We start from the raw sequence: 15,542 nt of genomic DNA, 5'->3' as shown, positions 1-15,542 counted from the left end.
TCAGCAGAGCTGGGATCTCCCGCTACCGACGAGGTCACCCAGAAAGCCCCGGGCGTCGTTCGAAAGCCCGCGCATAGCGCGGGCTTTCGTGATGACGAGAGAGCGAAGCTCTCTCGAACCATCTCGACTCGGGAGGCTCGCTGTGCGCCTCGCTCCCTTCGGTCGCTCGGTGCTTGCGTCGCCTGCCTTCGTCGAGACGCCCGCCCCTTCCAGTCCCACCCACGCCGGTTGACCAGACGCCTGAGGTGGGACTGGAAGGGGCGGTCCGCTCGCTAGCCGAGACGAAGCAAGCACTGGAACGAGCGGAGCGAGTGAAGTCGTTCGAGAGAGCATAGCTCTCTCGTGATGACGAAAGGCTCAACGCGCCTTTCGAACCACGCGCAGCGAGTCGCAGGCAGCGAGTGGGCCGGGGCTTTCTGGGAGGTCACGAAAGTGAGACGGTCGGCCGCAGCAGGTAGGACTACAGCGACTAGCGCCCAACTGCTTTTACTCGCGGGTGCCTACGAGCAGGTATGCCCGTACCGGAGGTCGAGCGAACGGCAGAGGACATCGCCGACATGGAGATTCGGGGGGCGGCCACCATCGCCGAGGCCGCCGCGGATGCGCTGGAGGCCCAGGCACACGCCAGCGAGGCGGCCACGCCCGAGGCGTTCGAGGCGGAACTGCGCGCGGCGGCCCGCCGCCTCCGCGACACCCGGCCGACGGCGGTGAGCCTGCCGAACGCGCTCCGGTACGTCCTCCGGGAGGTCGAGGGCGACACCGTCGAAGCGCTCCGGGCGTCGACCATCGAGGCCACGGCGTCGTTCCGCGACCAGCTCGAGCGCGCCCAGGACGACCTCGGCGACATCGGTGCGAACCGCCTGCAGGACGGCGACACCGTGATGACCCACTGCCACTCCACGGACGCGCTGGCCTGCGTGCGCGCCGCCCTCGACGACGGCAAGCACATCGAGGCCATCGTGAAAGAGACGCGCCCGCGAAAGCAGGGCCACATCACCGCGAAACAGCTCCGCGAATGGGACGTCCCCGTCACCGTCGTCGTGGACAACGCCGCGCGGCGCTACCTCGACGACTGCGACCACGTCCTCGTCGGCGCGGACTCCATCGCCGCGGACGGCTCCGTCATCAACAAGATTGGAACCAGCATGCTCGCCGTTGCCGCCCGCGAGCGCGGCACGCCCATCATGGTGGCCGCCCAGACGCTGAAGCTCCACCCGGACACCCTCACCGGCCACACCGTCGAGATCGAGATGCGCGACGAGGCCGAGGTGCTGTCCGCGGAGGACCGCGCGGAGATCGGCGGCGAGGAGGGACTCACCGTCGAGAACCCCGCATTCGACGTGACGCCGCCGCGCTACGTCGACGCCATCGTCACCGAGCGCGGCCAGTTCCCGCCCGAGAGCATCGTCATCCTGATGCGGGAACTGTACGGGGAGGCGACCGCGGAACCCTGGGCGGACCAGTAGCTCCGGGTTCGAGCGTGGCTCCCGGAATAGGAACGTTCTCAAGGCGCGGGTCCGGTCACCCCGTATGGTGCTCCCCGAAGGGTTCGCGCTCCCGCCGCTGCCGTACCTCGCGGCCGTCGCGGTCGCGGTGGTCACGGTCGCCTGGCTGCTGGCCCGGGAATCGCCGCCCGTCGACGACCTGACGATTCTCGCGTTCGGTCCGTGGATGGCCCTCGGCTCCGCGCTGTACGTCTGCTTCCAGCTCCGGCTCTACCCCGAGTCGGTCGCCCCTTTCTTCGGCTCCCCCATCGTCTACGCGACGACGTTCGCTGTCGCGGGTGCGACGTGGCTCGCGGCCCGCCGGACGACACGGCCACTGGCCGTGCTCGCTGGCGTCGGCGCCGCGCTCGCCCTCGTTCCCGCGGCCGCCGCCATCAACTTCGGTCTCGAACACGACTCGCTGGACCTCGCGTGGCCGCTGGCCGCCGTCGTCGCCGCGGCCGTCCTCGGCCACGTCACGTGGTTCGCCGTCCGCTCCTGGCGGCCCGAGGCGGCCCGCCTCACGGGGGTCGCCGGCGCGCTCGCCGTCTTCGGCCACGTCCTCGACGGCACCTCCACCGCCGTCGGCATCGACGTGCTCGGATTCGGCGAGCAGACGCCGCTGTCCGCGCTCGTCATGGAGTTCGCGGCCCACCTCCCGACCGAACCGTACCTCGGCGTCGGCTGGCTGTTCGTACTCGTGAAGGTGGCGCTCGTCGCCGTCGTCGTCGTGCTCCTCGCGGACTACGTCCGGGAGGTCCCCGGCGAGGGCTACCTCCTGCTCGGCCTTGTCGCGGCGGTGGGTCTGGGCCCCGGCGTCCACAACGTCCTGCTGTTCGTGGCCTCCAACCCCACAGGGTTTTAGCCGCCGGCGGTTGACTTCCGGGGTATGGTCAGAGTCGTCGCCGCCGGTCACGTCAACTGGGACGTGACGCTCCGCGTGGACTCCCTCCCGGAGCCCGACGGCGAGGCGCAACTCGTCTCTCAGCGGCGCTCCGGGGGCGGGAGCGCCGCCAACGTCGCCTGCGCGCTCGCGGGCTTCGACGTCGACACCGGCATCGTCGGGAGCGTCGGCGACGACGAGAACGGTCTGCTCGCGCGCCGCGAACTGGAGGCCGCCGACGTCGACCTGCGGGGCCTCCGCGTCGTCGCCGACGCCGAGACGAGCGTGAAGTATCTCGTCGTCGACGCCGACGGCGAGGTGATGGTGCTCGGCAACGACGGCGCCAACGAAGCCGTCGAACCCGGAGACGTCGACGCGGAGCACGTCGAGTCCGCGGCCCACCTCCACCTCACCAGCCAGCGCCCCGACACGGCCGCCCACCTCGCGGCGCTGGCCTCCGAGGCCGGCGCCACCGTCTCCTTCGACCCGGGGCGGCGCCTCGACGAACGGAACTACTCGGACGCCATCGCGCTCGCCGACGTGCTGTTCGTCAACGACCGGGAGGCGCTGGCGGTGCTCGACGAGCAGGCGTCGTACGCCGAGTCCGCGCTCAGCGACCGCGTCGTCGTCGTGAAACACGGCGCCGACGGCGCCACCGTCCACAAGCCCGACTGCTCGTACGACCACCCGGGCTTCGACGTGGAGACGGTGGACACGACGGGGTCGGGCGACGCCTTCGCCGCCGGCTTCCTCGCCGTCCTCCTCGACCACCCCGAGGACCACGAGCGCGCCCTGGAGTTCGCCAACGCCTGCGGCGCGCTCGCAGCCCAGTCGGAGGGCGCCCGCACTGCGCCGACCCGCGGGGCGACGGAGTCGTTCCTCGACGGCCAGTTCTGAGTCCCTCGATTCTGAGCCGGCTTTAGGGTCCCTCGGCGCGTAGCCACTCGCATGAACCTGCTCGCCGCCTACCCCGACCGCGTGCTCGCCCACGACGTCGACGGCTACACGACCGCCTTCGAGGGCGACGTGCAGTGTCTCGACGCCGGCCCTGCGGGCATCTACTGCGGCACCGACGACGGCGTCTACCGAACGACGCAGACCGCGCAGTGGCACAGCGACGACGCCTGGACGCACGTCGCGGCACTCGGCGACGTGACCGCGGTGGCCGTCGCCGACGAGGGCGTCTGGGCGGGCACCGCGCCGAGCGCCGTCTACTACGCCCCGGACGGCGAGGAGTTCGAGGAGCGTCCGGGCCTGGAGGATATCCCGTCCAGTGACACCTGGGCGTTCCCGCCGCGCCCCTCGACCCACCACGTGCGCTGGCTCGAACCTACGAGCGAGCGCCTCTACGTCGCCATCGAGGCGGGCGCGCTGCTCCGCTCGTCCGACGGCGGGGAGACGTGGCAGGACCGCGTCCCCTCCGGCCCGCGGGACACCCACGGGATGACCACGCACCCTGACCGCCCGGACCTCGCGTACTCGGCCGCCGGCGACGGCTTCTACGTCACCGAGGACGGCGGCGACACCTGGCGGACCGAGGAGGCCGGCCTCGACAGAACGTACTGCTGGAGCGTCGCCTGCGACCCCGCCGACCCCGGGCGTCTGCTCGTCTCGGCGGCCCACGGCCCGCGGAGCGCCCACGACGCCGGCAGCGCGAACAGCGCGGTCTACCGAATGGACGGCGGCGACTGGGAGCGTTGCGAGGCCCTGCCCGGTCCCGAGGGACTGCTCGCACCCGTCCTCGCGACCACAGGCGAGGCTGACGAGGCCTTCGCGGCGACGAACCGCGGGTTCTACCGCACCGACGACTGGGGAGCGTCGTGGCAGCCCCTGGACGGCGACTTCCCCGCGACGCTGGAGTCCGAGCGTCCGCGCGGCCTCGTCGTCGTCTGAGCCAGCCCTGGACGGCCGACGTCAACGCTTTTCCGGGGACCGCCCCTCGACCTCCCCATGGACGCGTGGAAACTCGTCGCCGTCGTAATGGTCGCGGTCGGCGTCGGGCAGCTGCTCGCAGCGGCGGTGTCACAGTCGGTCACCGCCGGGGTGACCGCTGCCGTCACGGGCCTGCTGTTCGTCGCTATCGGCGTACTCGCGCTCTACCGGGTGGACACCGCAGAGTCCTGACGCACGCTCACGCCGCCGGGCCCAATCCCCGCTCTTTTTCTCGCGGGCGTCGAACGCAGTTGCATGGCAAAACAGCCCCACCTGCTCGTCGAGGAGGGTGACGTCCACGAGACCGCGCTGATTCCGGGCGACCCCGGCCGCGTCGACCGCATCGCCGGCCACTGCGACGACAGCGAGGTCGTCGCGGAGAACCGCGAGTACAAGGTCGTCAACGCCACCTACGACGGCGTCGACCTCACCATCTGCTCGACCGGCATCGGCTGCCCGTCGGCCGCCATCGCCGTCGAGGAACTCGCCCGCGTGGGCGTCGAGACGTTCATCCGCGTCGGCACCATCGGCGGCCTCCAAGAGCACGTCGAGATCGGTGACATGATCGTCGCCACCGGCGCCGCCAAGGAGGAGGGAACGAGCAAGCGCTACGAGTCGGAAGTCTACCCCGCCGTCCCGGACTACGACGTCCTCACGAGCCTCGTGGACGCCTCCGAGGCAAACGACGAAGAGGTGCACGTCGGCCCCATCGTCAGCGACGACGCGTTCTACAACGAGTCCGACGAGTACGTCGCGGACTGGAACGACGCCGGTCTGCTCGCCATCGAGATGGAGGCCGCCACCGTCTTCTCCCTGGCCCGCCGCCGCGGTCTAGCCGCTGGTGCCATCTGTACCGTCGACGGCAACCTCGTCGCCGGCACCCAGAAAGGCGCGGACTCCGACGACGAACTCCCGGACAAGGCGAAGAACAACGTCGCGCGCGCCATCGACATCGCACTGGACGCGGTCACCGAACTGGCGTAGCCAACTCGGTTGCAGCGCAATCTCGGTCGACGGTGTCGTCGACCCTGCCTCACTCTGCTTCCCGGAGCCACAACACACAACTGCCCGACCCACAGAGGGAGTGGGTAATGCTCCCGGAACTGCGCCGACGGCTCGCGGCCCTCCGGCGGCGCGCCTACCGCTTCGAGCGCCGTGAGGTCCGGCAGTTCCGGCGCTGGATAGAGACGACGAGCAACCTCACGCGGGTCTCCGTGCTCCTGTTCGTGCCGCTGCTCGTCGGCCTCGTGACGCTGCTGGCGAACAGCGTCGCGCTGGTGTCGTTCCTGCTGTTCCCGCCGCTGGCGTCGGGGACGTACACGCTGTTCTCGGAGCCGGAGGGGCGGTACTCCGACCCGCGGAAGTTCGTCGGCGGGATGACCGTCGGCGCGCTCTGTGGCTGGGGCGCCGTCGAGTTCACGGCCACCTACGTCTACGGGGTGCCGACGAGCGCGCTCGGCGTCGACGCCGGCGCGGCCGCAGTCGGCGTCCTGCTCACGGGCGTGGTGACGTGGCTGCTGCACCTCGAACTCCCGACGGCGTACTCGACGGCGCTGCTCGTGCTCATCACCGGCGCGGCGCAGTTGGCGTACGTCGTCGGGGTCGCGCTGTCGGCGACCCTCGTCGCCATCGTCTTCGTGGTGTGGCGCGGGCAGGTCTACGAGCAGCGGGCGCGCTACCTCTACCGGACGACGAACGCCGACGACCACGTCATCGTGCCGATGCGCGGCGAGACGGCGTCCCAGACGGCGATGTTCGGTGCGCGCATCGCGGCCGCCCACGACGCCGGGAAGGTCGTGCTCCTGGACGTCGTCGAGGACGAGGACCTCGCGGAAGCCGAGCGCGCCCTCATCAGGGGCGACGAGGCGGACCCCGAGTACGTCGAGGACCCGGAGACGGACGTCGAGGCGAAGGCCGCCGACGCGTCCGCGCGGGAACTCGAACAGCAGGCGGCGCGCATCGAGACGCGGGTCGGCGTCCCCTGCGACGTGGTCGTCGCGGTGGCCGACGGCGACCCGGCACCGACCGTCCTCGCGGCCGCCGAGGAGACGAACTCCGACCTCCTCGTGACGCCGTTCGAGACCCGGAACGGCGGGCTCGCGCCGTTCGTCCGGGGGCTGTTCCGGAGTGACCGGAACGTCGTGGCGTTCCGCTCGGACTCCGAGCGCACCCGCTGGAAGCGCGTCATGGTGCCAGTGCGGAGCGCCTCAGACGGTGCGCACGCGATGCTCGACTACGCCCAGCGGCTCGCCAACCGGACCGGCTCCATCAGCGCCTGCACGTGCATCGACGCCGAACGCGACCGGCGGCGCGCGGAGTCGATGCTGGCGAACCTGACAGAGACGATGGAGACGCGCTGCGAGACGCGGGTCTCGCGGTCGGACATCGAGTCGTTCCTAGAGCGCAACGACGCCCACTACGACCTCGTCTTCCTCGGCGCCAGCACGGACCGCTCGACGGCGTCGAAGTTCCTCTCGCGGCCGACCTACGAGCGCGTCCGGGACGTCGAGACGGACATCGCCGTCGTCCACATCGGCTGACGCTTACTCCAGTTCCGCGGCCTCTCGCGCGGCGTCCTCGTCGCCGAACGCGGAGCGGGCGATGAGGCGGCCGCCGATGACGGCGGGGCTGATGACGACGTCCGCGCCCGCACGCCGCAGTTTCGCCTCGTTCTCGCGTTCGGTGGCGGCGGCGACGACGTTGACGTCGGGGTACGACTCCCGGACGGTTAGGATGGACAGCGCGTCCTCGCCGTCGTCGTCCGTCGCCGCGACTACGGCCCGCGCGCGGTCGACGCCCGCGCGGTCCAGGGAGTCCTCGTCGGTCGGGTCGGCGACGAGTACGTTGACGTCCCGCTCGCGGAGCCGAGAGACCGGGTCCTCCCGGTCGGTGAGCACGACGAACGTGCGGCCGTCAGCGACGAACTCGCTCAGAATCGGTTCCGTCAGGTCGCCGTAGCCCGCGACGACCACGTGGCCGTCGAGGGACTCTAGGTCGCTCTGTGTCATGCGTCCGAGTGCGCTCGCGAATCGTGCTTCGAGGGCGGGGCCGAGCAGCGCGCCGAGCGCGATGGCGAAACTCGCGGTGCCGAGCACGACGACGGACAGCGAGAACAGCCGCGCCTCCTGGGTCGTCGGCGTGAGGTCGCCGTAGCCGACGGTGCTGGCGGTCACGAGCGTGTAGTAGAAGGCGTCCAGCATCGTCGAGACCTCCCCGAAGCCGCGCTCGCCACGGAGCGCGTACGTGCCGATGGTGCCGTAGGCCAGCACGCCGAACAGCGCGCCCCCGGCGGCCAGCTGGCTGGTCGTCAACGAGACGCGCGCGTCGAAGCGCTGCCGCGCGGCGGCGAGCACGGGGAACGCGAGCACGGAGAGCACGACCAGGGGCACCGAGTACGGCGTCGCCTGCACGAGCCCCTGGCCGGCCGTCACCGGCAGGAGGACGAGCGTGGAGTACCAGGCGGCGCGGAGGCCGCGCCGCAGCCCGAACGCGCTCATCACCATCAGGAAGCCGGTGAGGGCGCCCGTGAACCCCGCCGTCTGGCTGATCGCGGGCGGCACCAGACGGGCGACAGGCCCGAAGCTCGCCGTGGGGTCGACGATGCCGAGGATGCCGACGACGACCGACAGCCCGGCGACCGCGAGCGTCAGTGCGACCGCTACGCGTCCGGTCACGCGTTCGACGCCCGGCAGGTCCATACCATCACGGCAGTGGCCGCCCCTCTTAATGCCGGCGGCCTGAGTCGACACCGAACGGTAGGGTTTTGACCGCGGCGCAACTGGGTCGGGGACATGGCTTCGACTCCCGTGCAGGTACTGCACGGAATCTACCTCGGACTGCTGGCGGGCGTCATCCCGGCGCTCGTGGCGTTCGGGTTCGGGTTCATCTTCCGGTACGTGACCGGGCTCTCCATCCCCGCGTTCGGTGTCGTCGTGCTCGGCGTCGCGCTCGCGGGCGTCAACGGCGGCCTGCTCGCGTTCGCGGACCCGACTATCACGCAGGCGACGAACTCCACGACGCTCGTCCTGGCCCTGCTGGTGGTGGCGCTGCTCACGTTCTACATGCACGCGGTCGGCGACCGCCTGGGCGCGACGCTCCCCCGCCGGCTGAGTCTACGGTCGCTGCGCGAGCGCACCCTGAGCGCGGACGTGGTGAGCTTCGTCGGCGGCGGCCGGGAGGCCACCGTCACTGTCGCCGGCCCGGTGCGGGACGTCGAGGGATACCCGCCGCTGCCGGACGCGCTCCGAACTGAGATCAAGGCCCTCGAGTGGCAGTTCCCCGCGGACCTCCCGCTGTCGGAACTGGAGACCCGGTTCGCGGACCGCCTCCGCTCGGAGTTCGACCTCCAGGAGGCCTCGGTCTCCCTCGACCGGCAGGCGCGGGCGAGCGTCGCCGCCGCCCCGCCCGCCGCCGGGGTCTCGAAACGCACGCCCGCCGGGAAGCGCGCGGTGTCCGTCCCGGCGCTCGTCCCGACCGGCGTCGCGCGCGGCGACGAGGTGACGGTGCTCACGGGGGCGGACCCCGTCGACGGCACCGTCATCTCGGCGAAGTCGGGCGGGGAGAGCGACAGCGACGACGAGGCGGCGTCCAACCCGGACGGTGACGAACCGCGGCGGACGACCGCTCCGACGACGAGCGGTGGGGACGGCCGCGTCACCGTCGCCGTCCCCCGGTCGTCCGCCGAGAGCCTGCTCACCGCCGACGACGCACGGGTCGTGGTGCGCGCTCGCGGCACCCGCCGGGAGTACGAACTGCTGGGGCTGCTCCGGCGCGCGGGCCAGCGCGTCCGCCGGCTCACCATCCGCGAGGACGCGGAGGTCGCCGGCACGTCGCTCTCCGAGAGCGACGTGCGGCAGCGATACGGCGTGGCGGTGCTCGCGGTCCGCAGCGGCGGGTCGTGGGTCGTCGCGCCCCGCGGCGACGCGAACCTCGGTGCCGGCGACGACCTGTTCGTCACCGGGCCGCGCGACGCCCTCGAGCGGTTCGCGGAGGTGGTCGCCTGATGGCCACGATAACGACCGCCATCGTCGCACAGGCCGTTGGCCTAACCCTCGCCGCGGCCCTCGTCGTCGTCGCGCTCGCGGCCGGTTTCCGGTGGTACTTCCGCCAGCGCGTCCCGTTCGGCGTGGCGCTGCTCGTGGACGTCTCCGTCGTCACGCTCTACCTCAACACGCGGGTCGCGCTCGGTGAGGCCGTCGCCGGGCGGATGGACGCCCTGTCGGTGGCCGAGGTGGGCTCCAACCTCGCGGTGTTCGCCGCCGCGGTGGTGCTCGTCCCCGCGGCGCTCCGTGCCGGCGACCGGATCGGCGTCCAGGTGCTCGCCGCGACCGGAACCCGTGAACTCGAGGGCGAGGTCGGCCAGCTCGTGAAAGCGGTCGGGCGGGCCGTCGCGGTCGAACTCCCCCAGGAGGTCGCGGACATCGAGGGGTACGACCCGGTGACGGCGGAGACGCGGCGGGAACTCGCGGGGAAGACGTTCATCTTCCCGCGCCGGCTCACCGTCGAGGAACTCGAGGAGCGCGTCGCCGCCCGCCTGAAGGACGACTACGAGGTCGGTTACGTGGACGTGGAACTCGCCCGCGACGGCACCGTCTCCTACCTCGCGCTGGGCCGCCGGACCGCCGGCGTCGGCCCGACGCTCCCGCCCGGAACGGCCGCGGTCGCCGTCACCGCCGACCCGCCGAACGCCGCCGCGGCCGGCGACCTCGTGCAGGTGTGGCGGACCGACGGCGACCGTCCGAAGCCGGTCACGACGGCGGAACTCCGCGCGGTCCACGACGACACGGTGACGCTGTCGCTGGACGAGTACGACGCCCAGTCGCTCGCGGGGGGCGACTACCGGCTGCTCACACTGCCCTACGAGCCGGGGGCCGACCGCCAGTTCGCCAGCCTGCTGCGCAACGCCGACGAGACGATGACCGTGGTGTCCGTCGGGGCGGGCAGCGACCTGGAGGGGAAGACCGTCGGTGACGTCGACGGCACCGTCGCGGCGGTGCGCACGGGCGACGGCGTCGAGGCGATTCCGAAGGGCGGCCGCGTGCTGGCGGCCGGCGAGACGCTGTACGTGGTCGCGCGGCCGGACGTCGTGCGCCGCCTCGACAGCGCGGCCACCGCCCCGTAGCACCTATGGGGGGCGACGGCCGAGTGGCTGGCATGGAGTGGAAGCTCTTCGCGGACCTCGCGGAGGTGGGCGGCGACCGCCACGTCGAGGTCGACGTAGAACCGGGCGAGACGGTCGGCGACGCCCTGGACGCGCTCGTCGACGCTCGTCCGGCGCTGGCCGACCGCGTGCTCACTGAGGACGGCGACCTGCGCCACCACGTCAACGTCCTGCGCAACGGGGAGAACGTCCGCAACCTGGACGGCCTCGCCACCGAACTCGACGCGGGCGACGAACTGGCGATGTTCCCGCCGGTGAGCGGGGGCTGATGTTCACTATCGCGCATCGCGGGTTCGCGGGCGTCGCCCCGGAGAACACCGCCGCGGCGGTCCACGCGGCCGCCAACCGCGCCGACGGCATCGAGGTGGACGTCCAGCCACGAGCGGACGGCACGCCGGTTCTCTTCCACGACCAGCGACTCGACGACGGTGACGACTCGCGGGGAATCACCGACGCGTCGGGGTTCGTCTGGGACGCCGACCGCGAGACCCTCGACGACGCGAACGTGCTCGGCTCTGGTGAGGGCGTCCCGGACCTCGAATCGGTCGCGGATCTCCTCCCGCCCGGCGTCGAGTTCCACGTCGAACTGAAGAACCCGGGCAGCGAGGACGCGCGCCTCGGCCTCCCCGGCCCGGACGCGGCGCAGTGGCGCCCGTTCGTCAAGCGCGTGGTGGACGCGCTCGCTGACTGCGAGGCCCCCGTCGTCTTCTCCTCCTTCTTCGACGGCGCGCTGGAGGCCGCCCAGGAGGTGAGCCGGGACATCCCGAGAGCGGCGCTCTGCATCGACGCGGACCGCGGGCTCACGCGAGCCAGCGAGTTCGACTGCCGCGCGCTGCACGCGCCCCTGGACGCCGTCGACGCCGACCTGGTAGAGCACGCCCACCGCGACGGCCGCAGCGTCAACGCCTGGACCGTCACCGACTGGCAGGACGCAGTCGCGTGCTACGACGCCGGCGTCGACGGCGTCATCACCGACTATCCGGGCGTCGCGGTGTACGCCGCCGACCCCTCGCGGCAGCGCTGATCGGTCGGGAGCGCAACGACTTTTTGCGGCGCAGCGTCTCGCCCACCGCATGGACAGTCCACGTCGCCGACGCGTTCTGCACGCGACTGGGGGGTTGCTCGCGGTCGGACTGGGCGGCTGTACCAGTGCCGGCACCACGGACGAGCGGACGACCACGTCGGTAGCTGACGACCCCACCACCACCGCACCCCGACCCGACCCGTCTGCCATCACGCTCGCCGCGTCCGTTCGTCGGCAGGCGAGCAGCGACGCACCCGCGAGATTCGCGCTGACCCTGACGAACGGCGGTGACGTCCCCGCCGAACTCGGGTTCGGGCCGGCGCTGTACGCGGGTCCAACGCGGCGCGTGGCGGACGTCGTGCTCGACGCCGTCGACGTCGGGGCGGACTTCGACACGAGCCGAACTGAGAACTGCTGGACCGTCCCCGACGAGTACGGGACGACCGTCCGTGACCTCGAGTACCACCGGCTCGCACCCGGCGAAGAGCACACCGAGCGCTACGACGTCTACACGGTCGAGGGCGCCAGCGAGTGCCGGCCGGAGGGCACGTACGCGCTCTCCCGTCAGTTACCCGTCCGCGGCGTGGCGGACGTGACCGCCTACCTGCGGTTCGCCATCGACGAGGACGGCACTGTCAGCGTCGGGAACGACGGGACGAAGATATCGCTCGAGTGAGCGCTGCGACGGTTACTGTCCGCGGTAGTCGCTGGTGAGGTCGGCGGCCATCACGAAGTCGGGTTCCTCGCCGATCTCGGTGCGGGTGACCGCGACGTCGCTGACCATCGTCACGTCCTCCGGAATCAGCACGCGCGTGCGGTCCGCGCCGACGCTCGCTGCGTCTTGGGAGATGGCGGCGAGCAGGTCCTCGCAGGCCGACTGGTTCTCCCAGCCCGCGACGCCATACTCCGCCCAGGTCTGGGCGTTGCCGTCGTCGTCCTCGCGCTCGTAGGTACGGGTGCGGACCGTGAACCCCTGCGTGCCCGCGGAGTCGTCCTGCACGACGAGCAGGCCGTCGCGCTCGTCGCGGGCCGCGGCGAGGCGGTCGCGGGTGAGTTCCGCGAGCGCCCACGACTCCTCGGTGTGGAGCGCGAGGCCGCGGAGTTCGTCGCGTGCGCGGCTCTGCTGCCAGTAGCTCCACGCCGCGTTCGGGTCGTCGGTGCGGTCGCGTTCGATCGTAGCGTCGGCGTCCGGGTCGGGGTGGACCCACCGGAACTCCGTCGACGGGCCGAAGCCCGCCGCTCGCGAGTGGCCCAGCCCCATCACGTTCCAGCTGAACACCATGTTCCGGGCGACGGTGGCGCCCTGCTCGCGCGCCCAGTCGAAGCCCGCGTGGGCGAGCTGGAGGCCGACGCCGGAGCCGCGGTAGTCTGGGTTCGCGCGCATCCCCTGGACCCACGCCTCGTGCTCGCTGAGCAGGACGACCTGGACGATACCCGCTACGTCGTCGCCGGTGTCGGCAACGAGCGTGCGCTGGCGGGGGCCGTCGCTCTCGACCCAGCTCTCGAAGACGCGCGGGATGTAGTCGCCGCTCTCGCGGCGGTCGGCCCACGTGTCGCTGGTGAACGCGACCACGTCGTCGTGGTCGTCGAGTTCCGCCTGTCGGACGCTGAGTTCCAGGCTCATTCCCACGGGACCGAGCGCTCGGTTATCTCGCCCGCGATGGGGGTGCGAATCGTCTCGGCGACGCTCTCGGTGTTCGCCAGCGCCCACATCAGCTTCACCTTCGCGGTGCCCGGGAGCATGTCCTCGCCCTCGACGACGCCCGCGTCGAGGAGGTCCCGGCCCGTGTCGTAGACGCGGTCACAGACCCGCCCCTCGAGACACTGGCTGGTCATCACCACCGTCGTGCCGTCGTCGACGAGGTCCGCGATGGTGCCGACGAACTTCGTGTGGACGTGGCCGAGGCCCGTCCCCTCGATTACCACGCCGGACTTCCCCTCGCAGAGCTCGAAGAACGCGGGGTCCATGCCGGGCGTGAACTTCAGGAGTTCGACGCCCTCCGCGAGCGCCGGGTCGATGTCGAGTTCGACATCGCCGCGCTCGGCGTACGGCTTCGTGTACTCGACCCCGCTCGCCTCGCCGGTCGCGTCCTCGCTGGCGACGTCGTAGTCGACGTAGCCTAGCGGCTCCGCGCCGACCGTCTCGAAGGCGTCCCGGCGGCTGGTGTGGTTCTTCCGGACGCGGGTGCCGCGGTGGAGCGCGCAGCGGTCGTCGCTCGTCGAGGCGTGCATGCAGACCATCACCTCGGCGGCGTCGCTCTTGGCGGCCTCCACGGAGCAGACGGCGTTCATCACGTTGTCCGAGGACGGCCGGTCCGCCGAGCGCTGGCTGCCCGTGAACACGACCGGGACGGGCGTATCGAGCATGAAGGATAGCGCGCTCGCGGAGTACTGCATCGTGTCCGTGCCGTGCATCACGACGACGCCGTCCGCGCCGTTCTCGACCTCCTCGTGGACGGCCTCGGCGAGGTCCCGCCAGATGGGCGGCTCCATGTTCTCCGAGAGGATGTTCGCGACGACGCGGCCGCGGTAGTTCGCCCGGCCCGCAAGGTCCGGCACCGCCCGCAGCACGTCTTCGGCGTCGAACTGCGCAGTCACCGCGCCCGTCCGGTAGTCCACTGTCGAGGCGATGGTGCCGCCCGTCGAGATGAGCGCGACCGTCGGCAGGTCGTCGTCGAACTCGACCTGCGAGTCCACCTCCTCGCCGCCTTCGGCGTCCACGTCGAAGACGCCCGATTCCAGTACGTCCACCGTCGCCTCGTCGCGGTCGACGCCGACGTTGTAGCCGGAGTCGAGCTTGACGACGAGGTGGTCCGGCGACGCCGACGGCAACAGCACGCCCTCGTGGGCCGTGCCGTCGCGCTCGACGCGCACACGGTCGCCTGCGTTCATGCATCGAAGTTCCGAGCGCGCGGAGGAAAAGGTTGCTACTCGGTGATGCGCCACTCCCCTTCTTGCTCCGCGACGACGCCGCGCTCGCGGAGCGTCTCGAGGACGCCCTCGACCAGTCCATCCGGCGCGTCGAGGCGTTCGGCGAGGACGGCCACGGTCCGGTCGCCGTCCGCGAGCGCCGCGAGCACGTCCGCGTAGAGGCGGTCGTGGCCCTCGCCGACGGTGTCCGCCAGCCGGTTCTGGACGTCGGCGAGCTGGCCCTGCACCCAGCGCTGGGTGAGCGACAGCTCGCGTTCGAGGTCCGTCAGCTCCTCCAGCCTGGTGGCGAGCTCCGCGACGTCGTCGTCGCGGCGCTCCTCGACCTCGATGGAGACGTACTGGAACTGCGCGATGTCGAAGTTGGCGCTCGCGGGGTAGGCGGACTTCGCGCCGAAGTCGAACGGCGACAGCCGGACCTCCAGGCGGAGGTTCTCGGCGATGTGGAAGTACTTCCGGCGCTGGTCGTCGACCTGAGACTCCACGAGGCCGGCCTCCTCCATCCGGCGGAGGTGGTCGATGACGGCCTTGGGGCTGACGTCGATGTACTCGGATATCTCGGTCACGTAGCAGGGTTTGCGAGCCAGCAGGCGGAGGATGCGCCGCCGGTTCTCGTTCCCGAGAAGGTCGAGTAGTGCCCCGGAGTCCATATTCACTCGAAGTTAGCGGCGCGGCCGCATAAGGGTGTCTCTCCGGTGGAATTGCGCGACGGCTTAAGGGTTGCCCGGAGCGCTTATCACCTCCCATGGGATACGATGTCATGCATGTTCGAGGCCTTCTCCAGCGGCTACTACCTCGGACGGTTGTACGTCGAGCCCGCGCCGGGCGAGCACGCGGCGATCAACCGCGACCAGCACGAGCTGGTCAACGAGCAACTGTACACCACGGACGAAGGGGTCTCCCGGACGGACCTCCCGCTCGTGATGAAACTCGGCGCGGCCCACCTCACAGTCCACGGCGAGGACGACGTACCCGAGCGAACGCTCGCCGTCCCCGAGCACATCCTCGAGGGCCTCGACGTCCAGAACCCGCCGACGCTCAAGGAGGTGCTGCTGGCGAAACGCGCCCACGCGGCCCGCCTCCTCGACATGGGCGCGGTGTAGCACCGCCGGCCCGTCCGCCCCCATCGAA

Annotated in this window: 17 protein-coding genes; 13 read left to right on the top strand and 4 right to left on the bottom strand. The window is 71.3% G+C overall.

Translation table 11 applies throughout. The features are described 5' to 3' along the window. Positions 1-512: 512 nt before the first annotated feature. From HALDL1_14315 to HALDL1_14285, 7 genes are all read left to right on the top strand, one after another. The gene (locus HALDL1_14315; GenBank protein AHG04635.1) at positions 513-1,466 is read left to right on the top strand and encodes a translation initiation factor eIF-2B subunit 2; all 954 of its coding nucleotides are present in this window, start codon (positions 513-515) and stop codon (positions 1,464-1,466) included. A 64-nt stretch (positions 1,467-1,530) separates the two neighbouring features. Next, a complete protein-coding gene (locus tag HALDL1_14310) occupies positions 1,531-2,349 on the top strand; it encodes a hypothetical protein (GenBank protein ID AHG04634.1) in 819 nt (272 codons plus the stop codon). Positions 2,350-2,373: 24 nt separating this feature from the next. Next, positions 2,374-3,264, top strand: coding sequence for a sugar kinase (locus HALDL1_14305; protein ID AHG04633.1), 891 nt, complete (start codon positions 2,374-2,376; stop codon positions 3,262-3,264). Positions 3,265-3,315: 51 nt separating this feature from the next. Next, positions 3,316-4,260 (top strand): hypothetical protein, encoded by a 945-nt coding sequence (locus HALDL1_14300; protein ID AHG04632.1) that lies wholly within the window; start codon positions 3,316-3,318, stop codon positions 4,258-4,260. Positions 4,261-4,317: 57 nt separating this feature from the next. Next, positions 4,318-4,491, top strand: coding sequence for a hypothetical protein (locus HALDL1_14295; protein ID AHG05380.1), 174 nt, complete (start codon positions 4,318-4,320; stop codon positions 4,489-4,491). A gap of 63 nt (positions 4,492-4,554) precedes the next feature. Next, positions 4,555-5,283: a uridine phosphorylase gene (locus tag HALDL1_14290; GenBank protein ID AHG04631.1), complete on the top strand. Its 729-nt coding sequence runs from the start codon at positions 4,555-4,557 to the stop codon at positions 5,281-5,283. Between the two features lie 107 nt (positions 5,284-5,390). Beyond that, positions 5,391-6,839 (top strand): universal stress protein UspA, encoded by a 1,449-nt coding sequence (locus HALDL1_14285; protein ID AHG04630.1) that lies wholly within the window; start codon positions 5,391-5,393, stop codon positions 6,837-6,839. Positions 6,840-6,842: 3 nt separating this feature from the next. Here HALDL1_14285 and HALDL1_14280 read toward each other — a convergent pair whose 3' ends face one another. Beyond that, the gene (locus tag HALDL1_14280) at positions 6,843-7,997 is read right to left on the bottom strand and encodes a potassium channel protein (GenBank protein AHG04629.1); all 1,155 of its coding nucleotides are present in this window, start codon (positions 7,995-7,997) and stop codon (positions 6,843-6,845) included. Positions 7,998-8,090: 93 nt separating this feature from the next. Between HALDL1_14280 and HALDL1_14275 the strand changes: the two genes are divergently transcribed. Genes HALDL1_14275 through HALDL1_14255 form a run of 5 tightly spaced genes read left to right on the top strand, consistent with a single transcriptional unit; the run spans position 8,091 to position 12,159 of the window. Further along, positions 8,091-9,302, top strand: a complete 1,212-nt coding sequence (locus tag HALDL1_14275; protein AHG04628.1) for a potassium transporter TrkA — start codon at positions 8,091-8,093, stop codon at positions 9,300-9,302. Then, complete coding sequence (locus HALDL1_14270) at positions 9,302-10,420, top strand: potassium transporter TrkA (GenBank protein AHG04627.1); 1,119 nt, start codon at positions 9,302-9,304, stop codon at positions 10,418-10,420. The genes HALDL1_14275 and HALDL1_14270 overlap by 1 nt, the downstream gene beginning before the upstream one ends. Positions 10,421-10,452: 32 nt before the next feature. After that, complete coding sequence (locus HALDL1_14265; protein ID AHG04626.1) at positions 10,453-10,728, top strand: hypothetical protein; 276 nt, start codon at positions 10,453-10,455, stop codon at positions 10,726-10,728. Next, positions 10,728-11,483, top strand: a complete 756-nt coding sequence (locus tag HALDL1_14260; GenBank protein ID AHG04625.1) for a glycerophosphoryl diester phosphodiesterase — start codon at positions 10,728-10,730, stop codon at positions 11,481-11,483. Before HALDL1_14265 ends, HALDL1_14260 begins: the two co-directional genes overlap by 1 nt. Positions 11,484-11,532: 49 nt before the next feature. After that, positions 11,533-12,159 carry a hypothetical protein gene (locus HALDL1_14255; GenBank protein ID AHG05379.1) on the top strand — a complete coding sequence of 209 codons (627 nt, stop codon included), beginning with the start codon at positions 11,533-11,535 and terminating at the stop codon, positions 12,157-12,159. A gap of 12 nt (positions 12,160-12,171) precedes the next feature. Here HALDL1_14255 and HALDL1_14250 read toward each other — a convergent pair whose 3' ends face one another. From HALDL1_14250 to HALDL1_14240, 3 genes are read right to left on the bottom strand one after another with little or no spacing between them, the layout of a single operon-like run. Further along, a complete protein-coding gene (locus HALDL1_14250; protein ID AHG04624.1) occupies positions 12,172-13,107 on the bottom strand; it encodes an N-acetyltransferase GCN5 in 936 nt (311 codons plus the stop codon). Next, positions 13,104-14,375: a glutamyl-tRNA(Gln) amidotransferase gene (locus tag HALDL1_14245; GenBank protein AHG04623.1), complete on the bottom strand. Its 1,272-nt coding sequence runs from the start codon at positions 14,373-14,375 to the stop codon at positions 13,104-13,106. The genes HALDL1_14250 and HALDL1_14245 overlap by 4 nt, the downstream gene beginning before the upstream one ends. A 35-nt stretch (positions 14,376-14,410) precedes the next feature. Continuing rightward, on the bottom strand, positions 14,411-15,061 hold the full coding sequence (locus tag HALDL1_14240; protein AHG04622.1) for a MarR family transcriptional regulator: 651 nt from the start codon (positions 15,059-15,061) through the stop codon (positions 14,411-14,413). A gap of 114 nt (positions 15,062-15,175) precedes the next feature. Here HALDL1_14240 and HALDL1_14235 point away from each other — a divergent pair, with 114 nt between their 5' ends. Beyond that, positions 15,176-15,514 carry a hypothetical protein gene (locus HALDL1_14235; protein ID AHG04621.1) on the top strand — a complete coding sequence of 113 codons (339 nt, stop codon included), beginning with the start codon at positions 15,176-15,178 and terminating at the stop codon, positions 15,512-15,514. The last annotated feature ends 28 nt before the right edge of the window (positions 15,515-15,542 follow it).

Origin of the sequence: Halobacterium sp. DL1 (assembly GCA_000230955.3) — an archaeon.
Taxonomy (GTDB): domain Archaea; phylum Halobacteriota; class Halobacteria; order Halobacteriales; family Halobacteriaceae; genus Halobacterium.
This window is presented reverse-complemented; position numbering and strand designations above follow the sequence as displayed.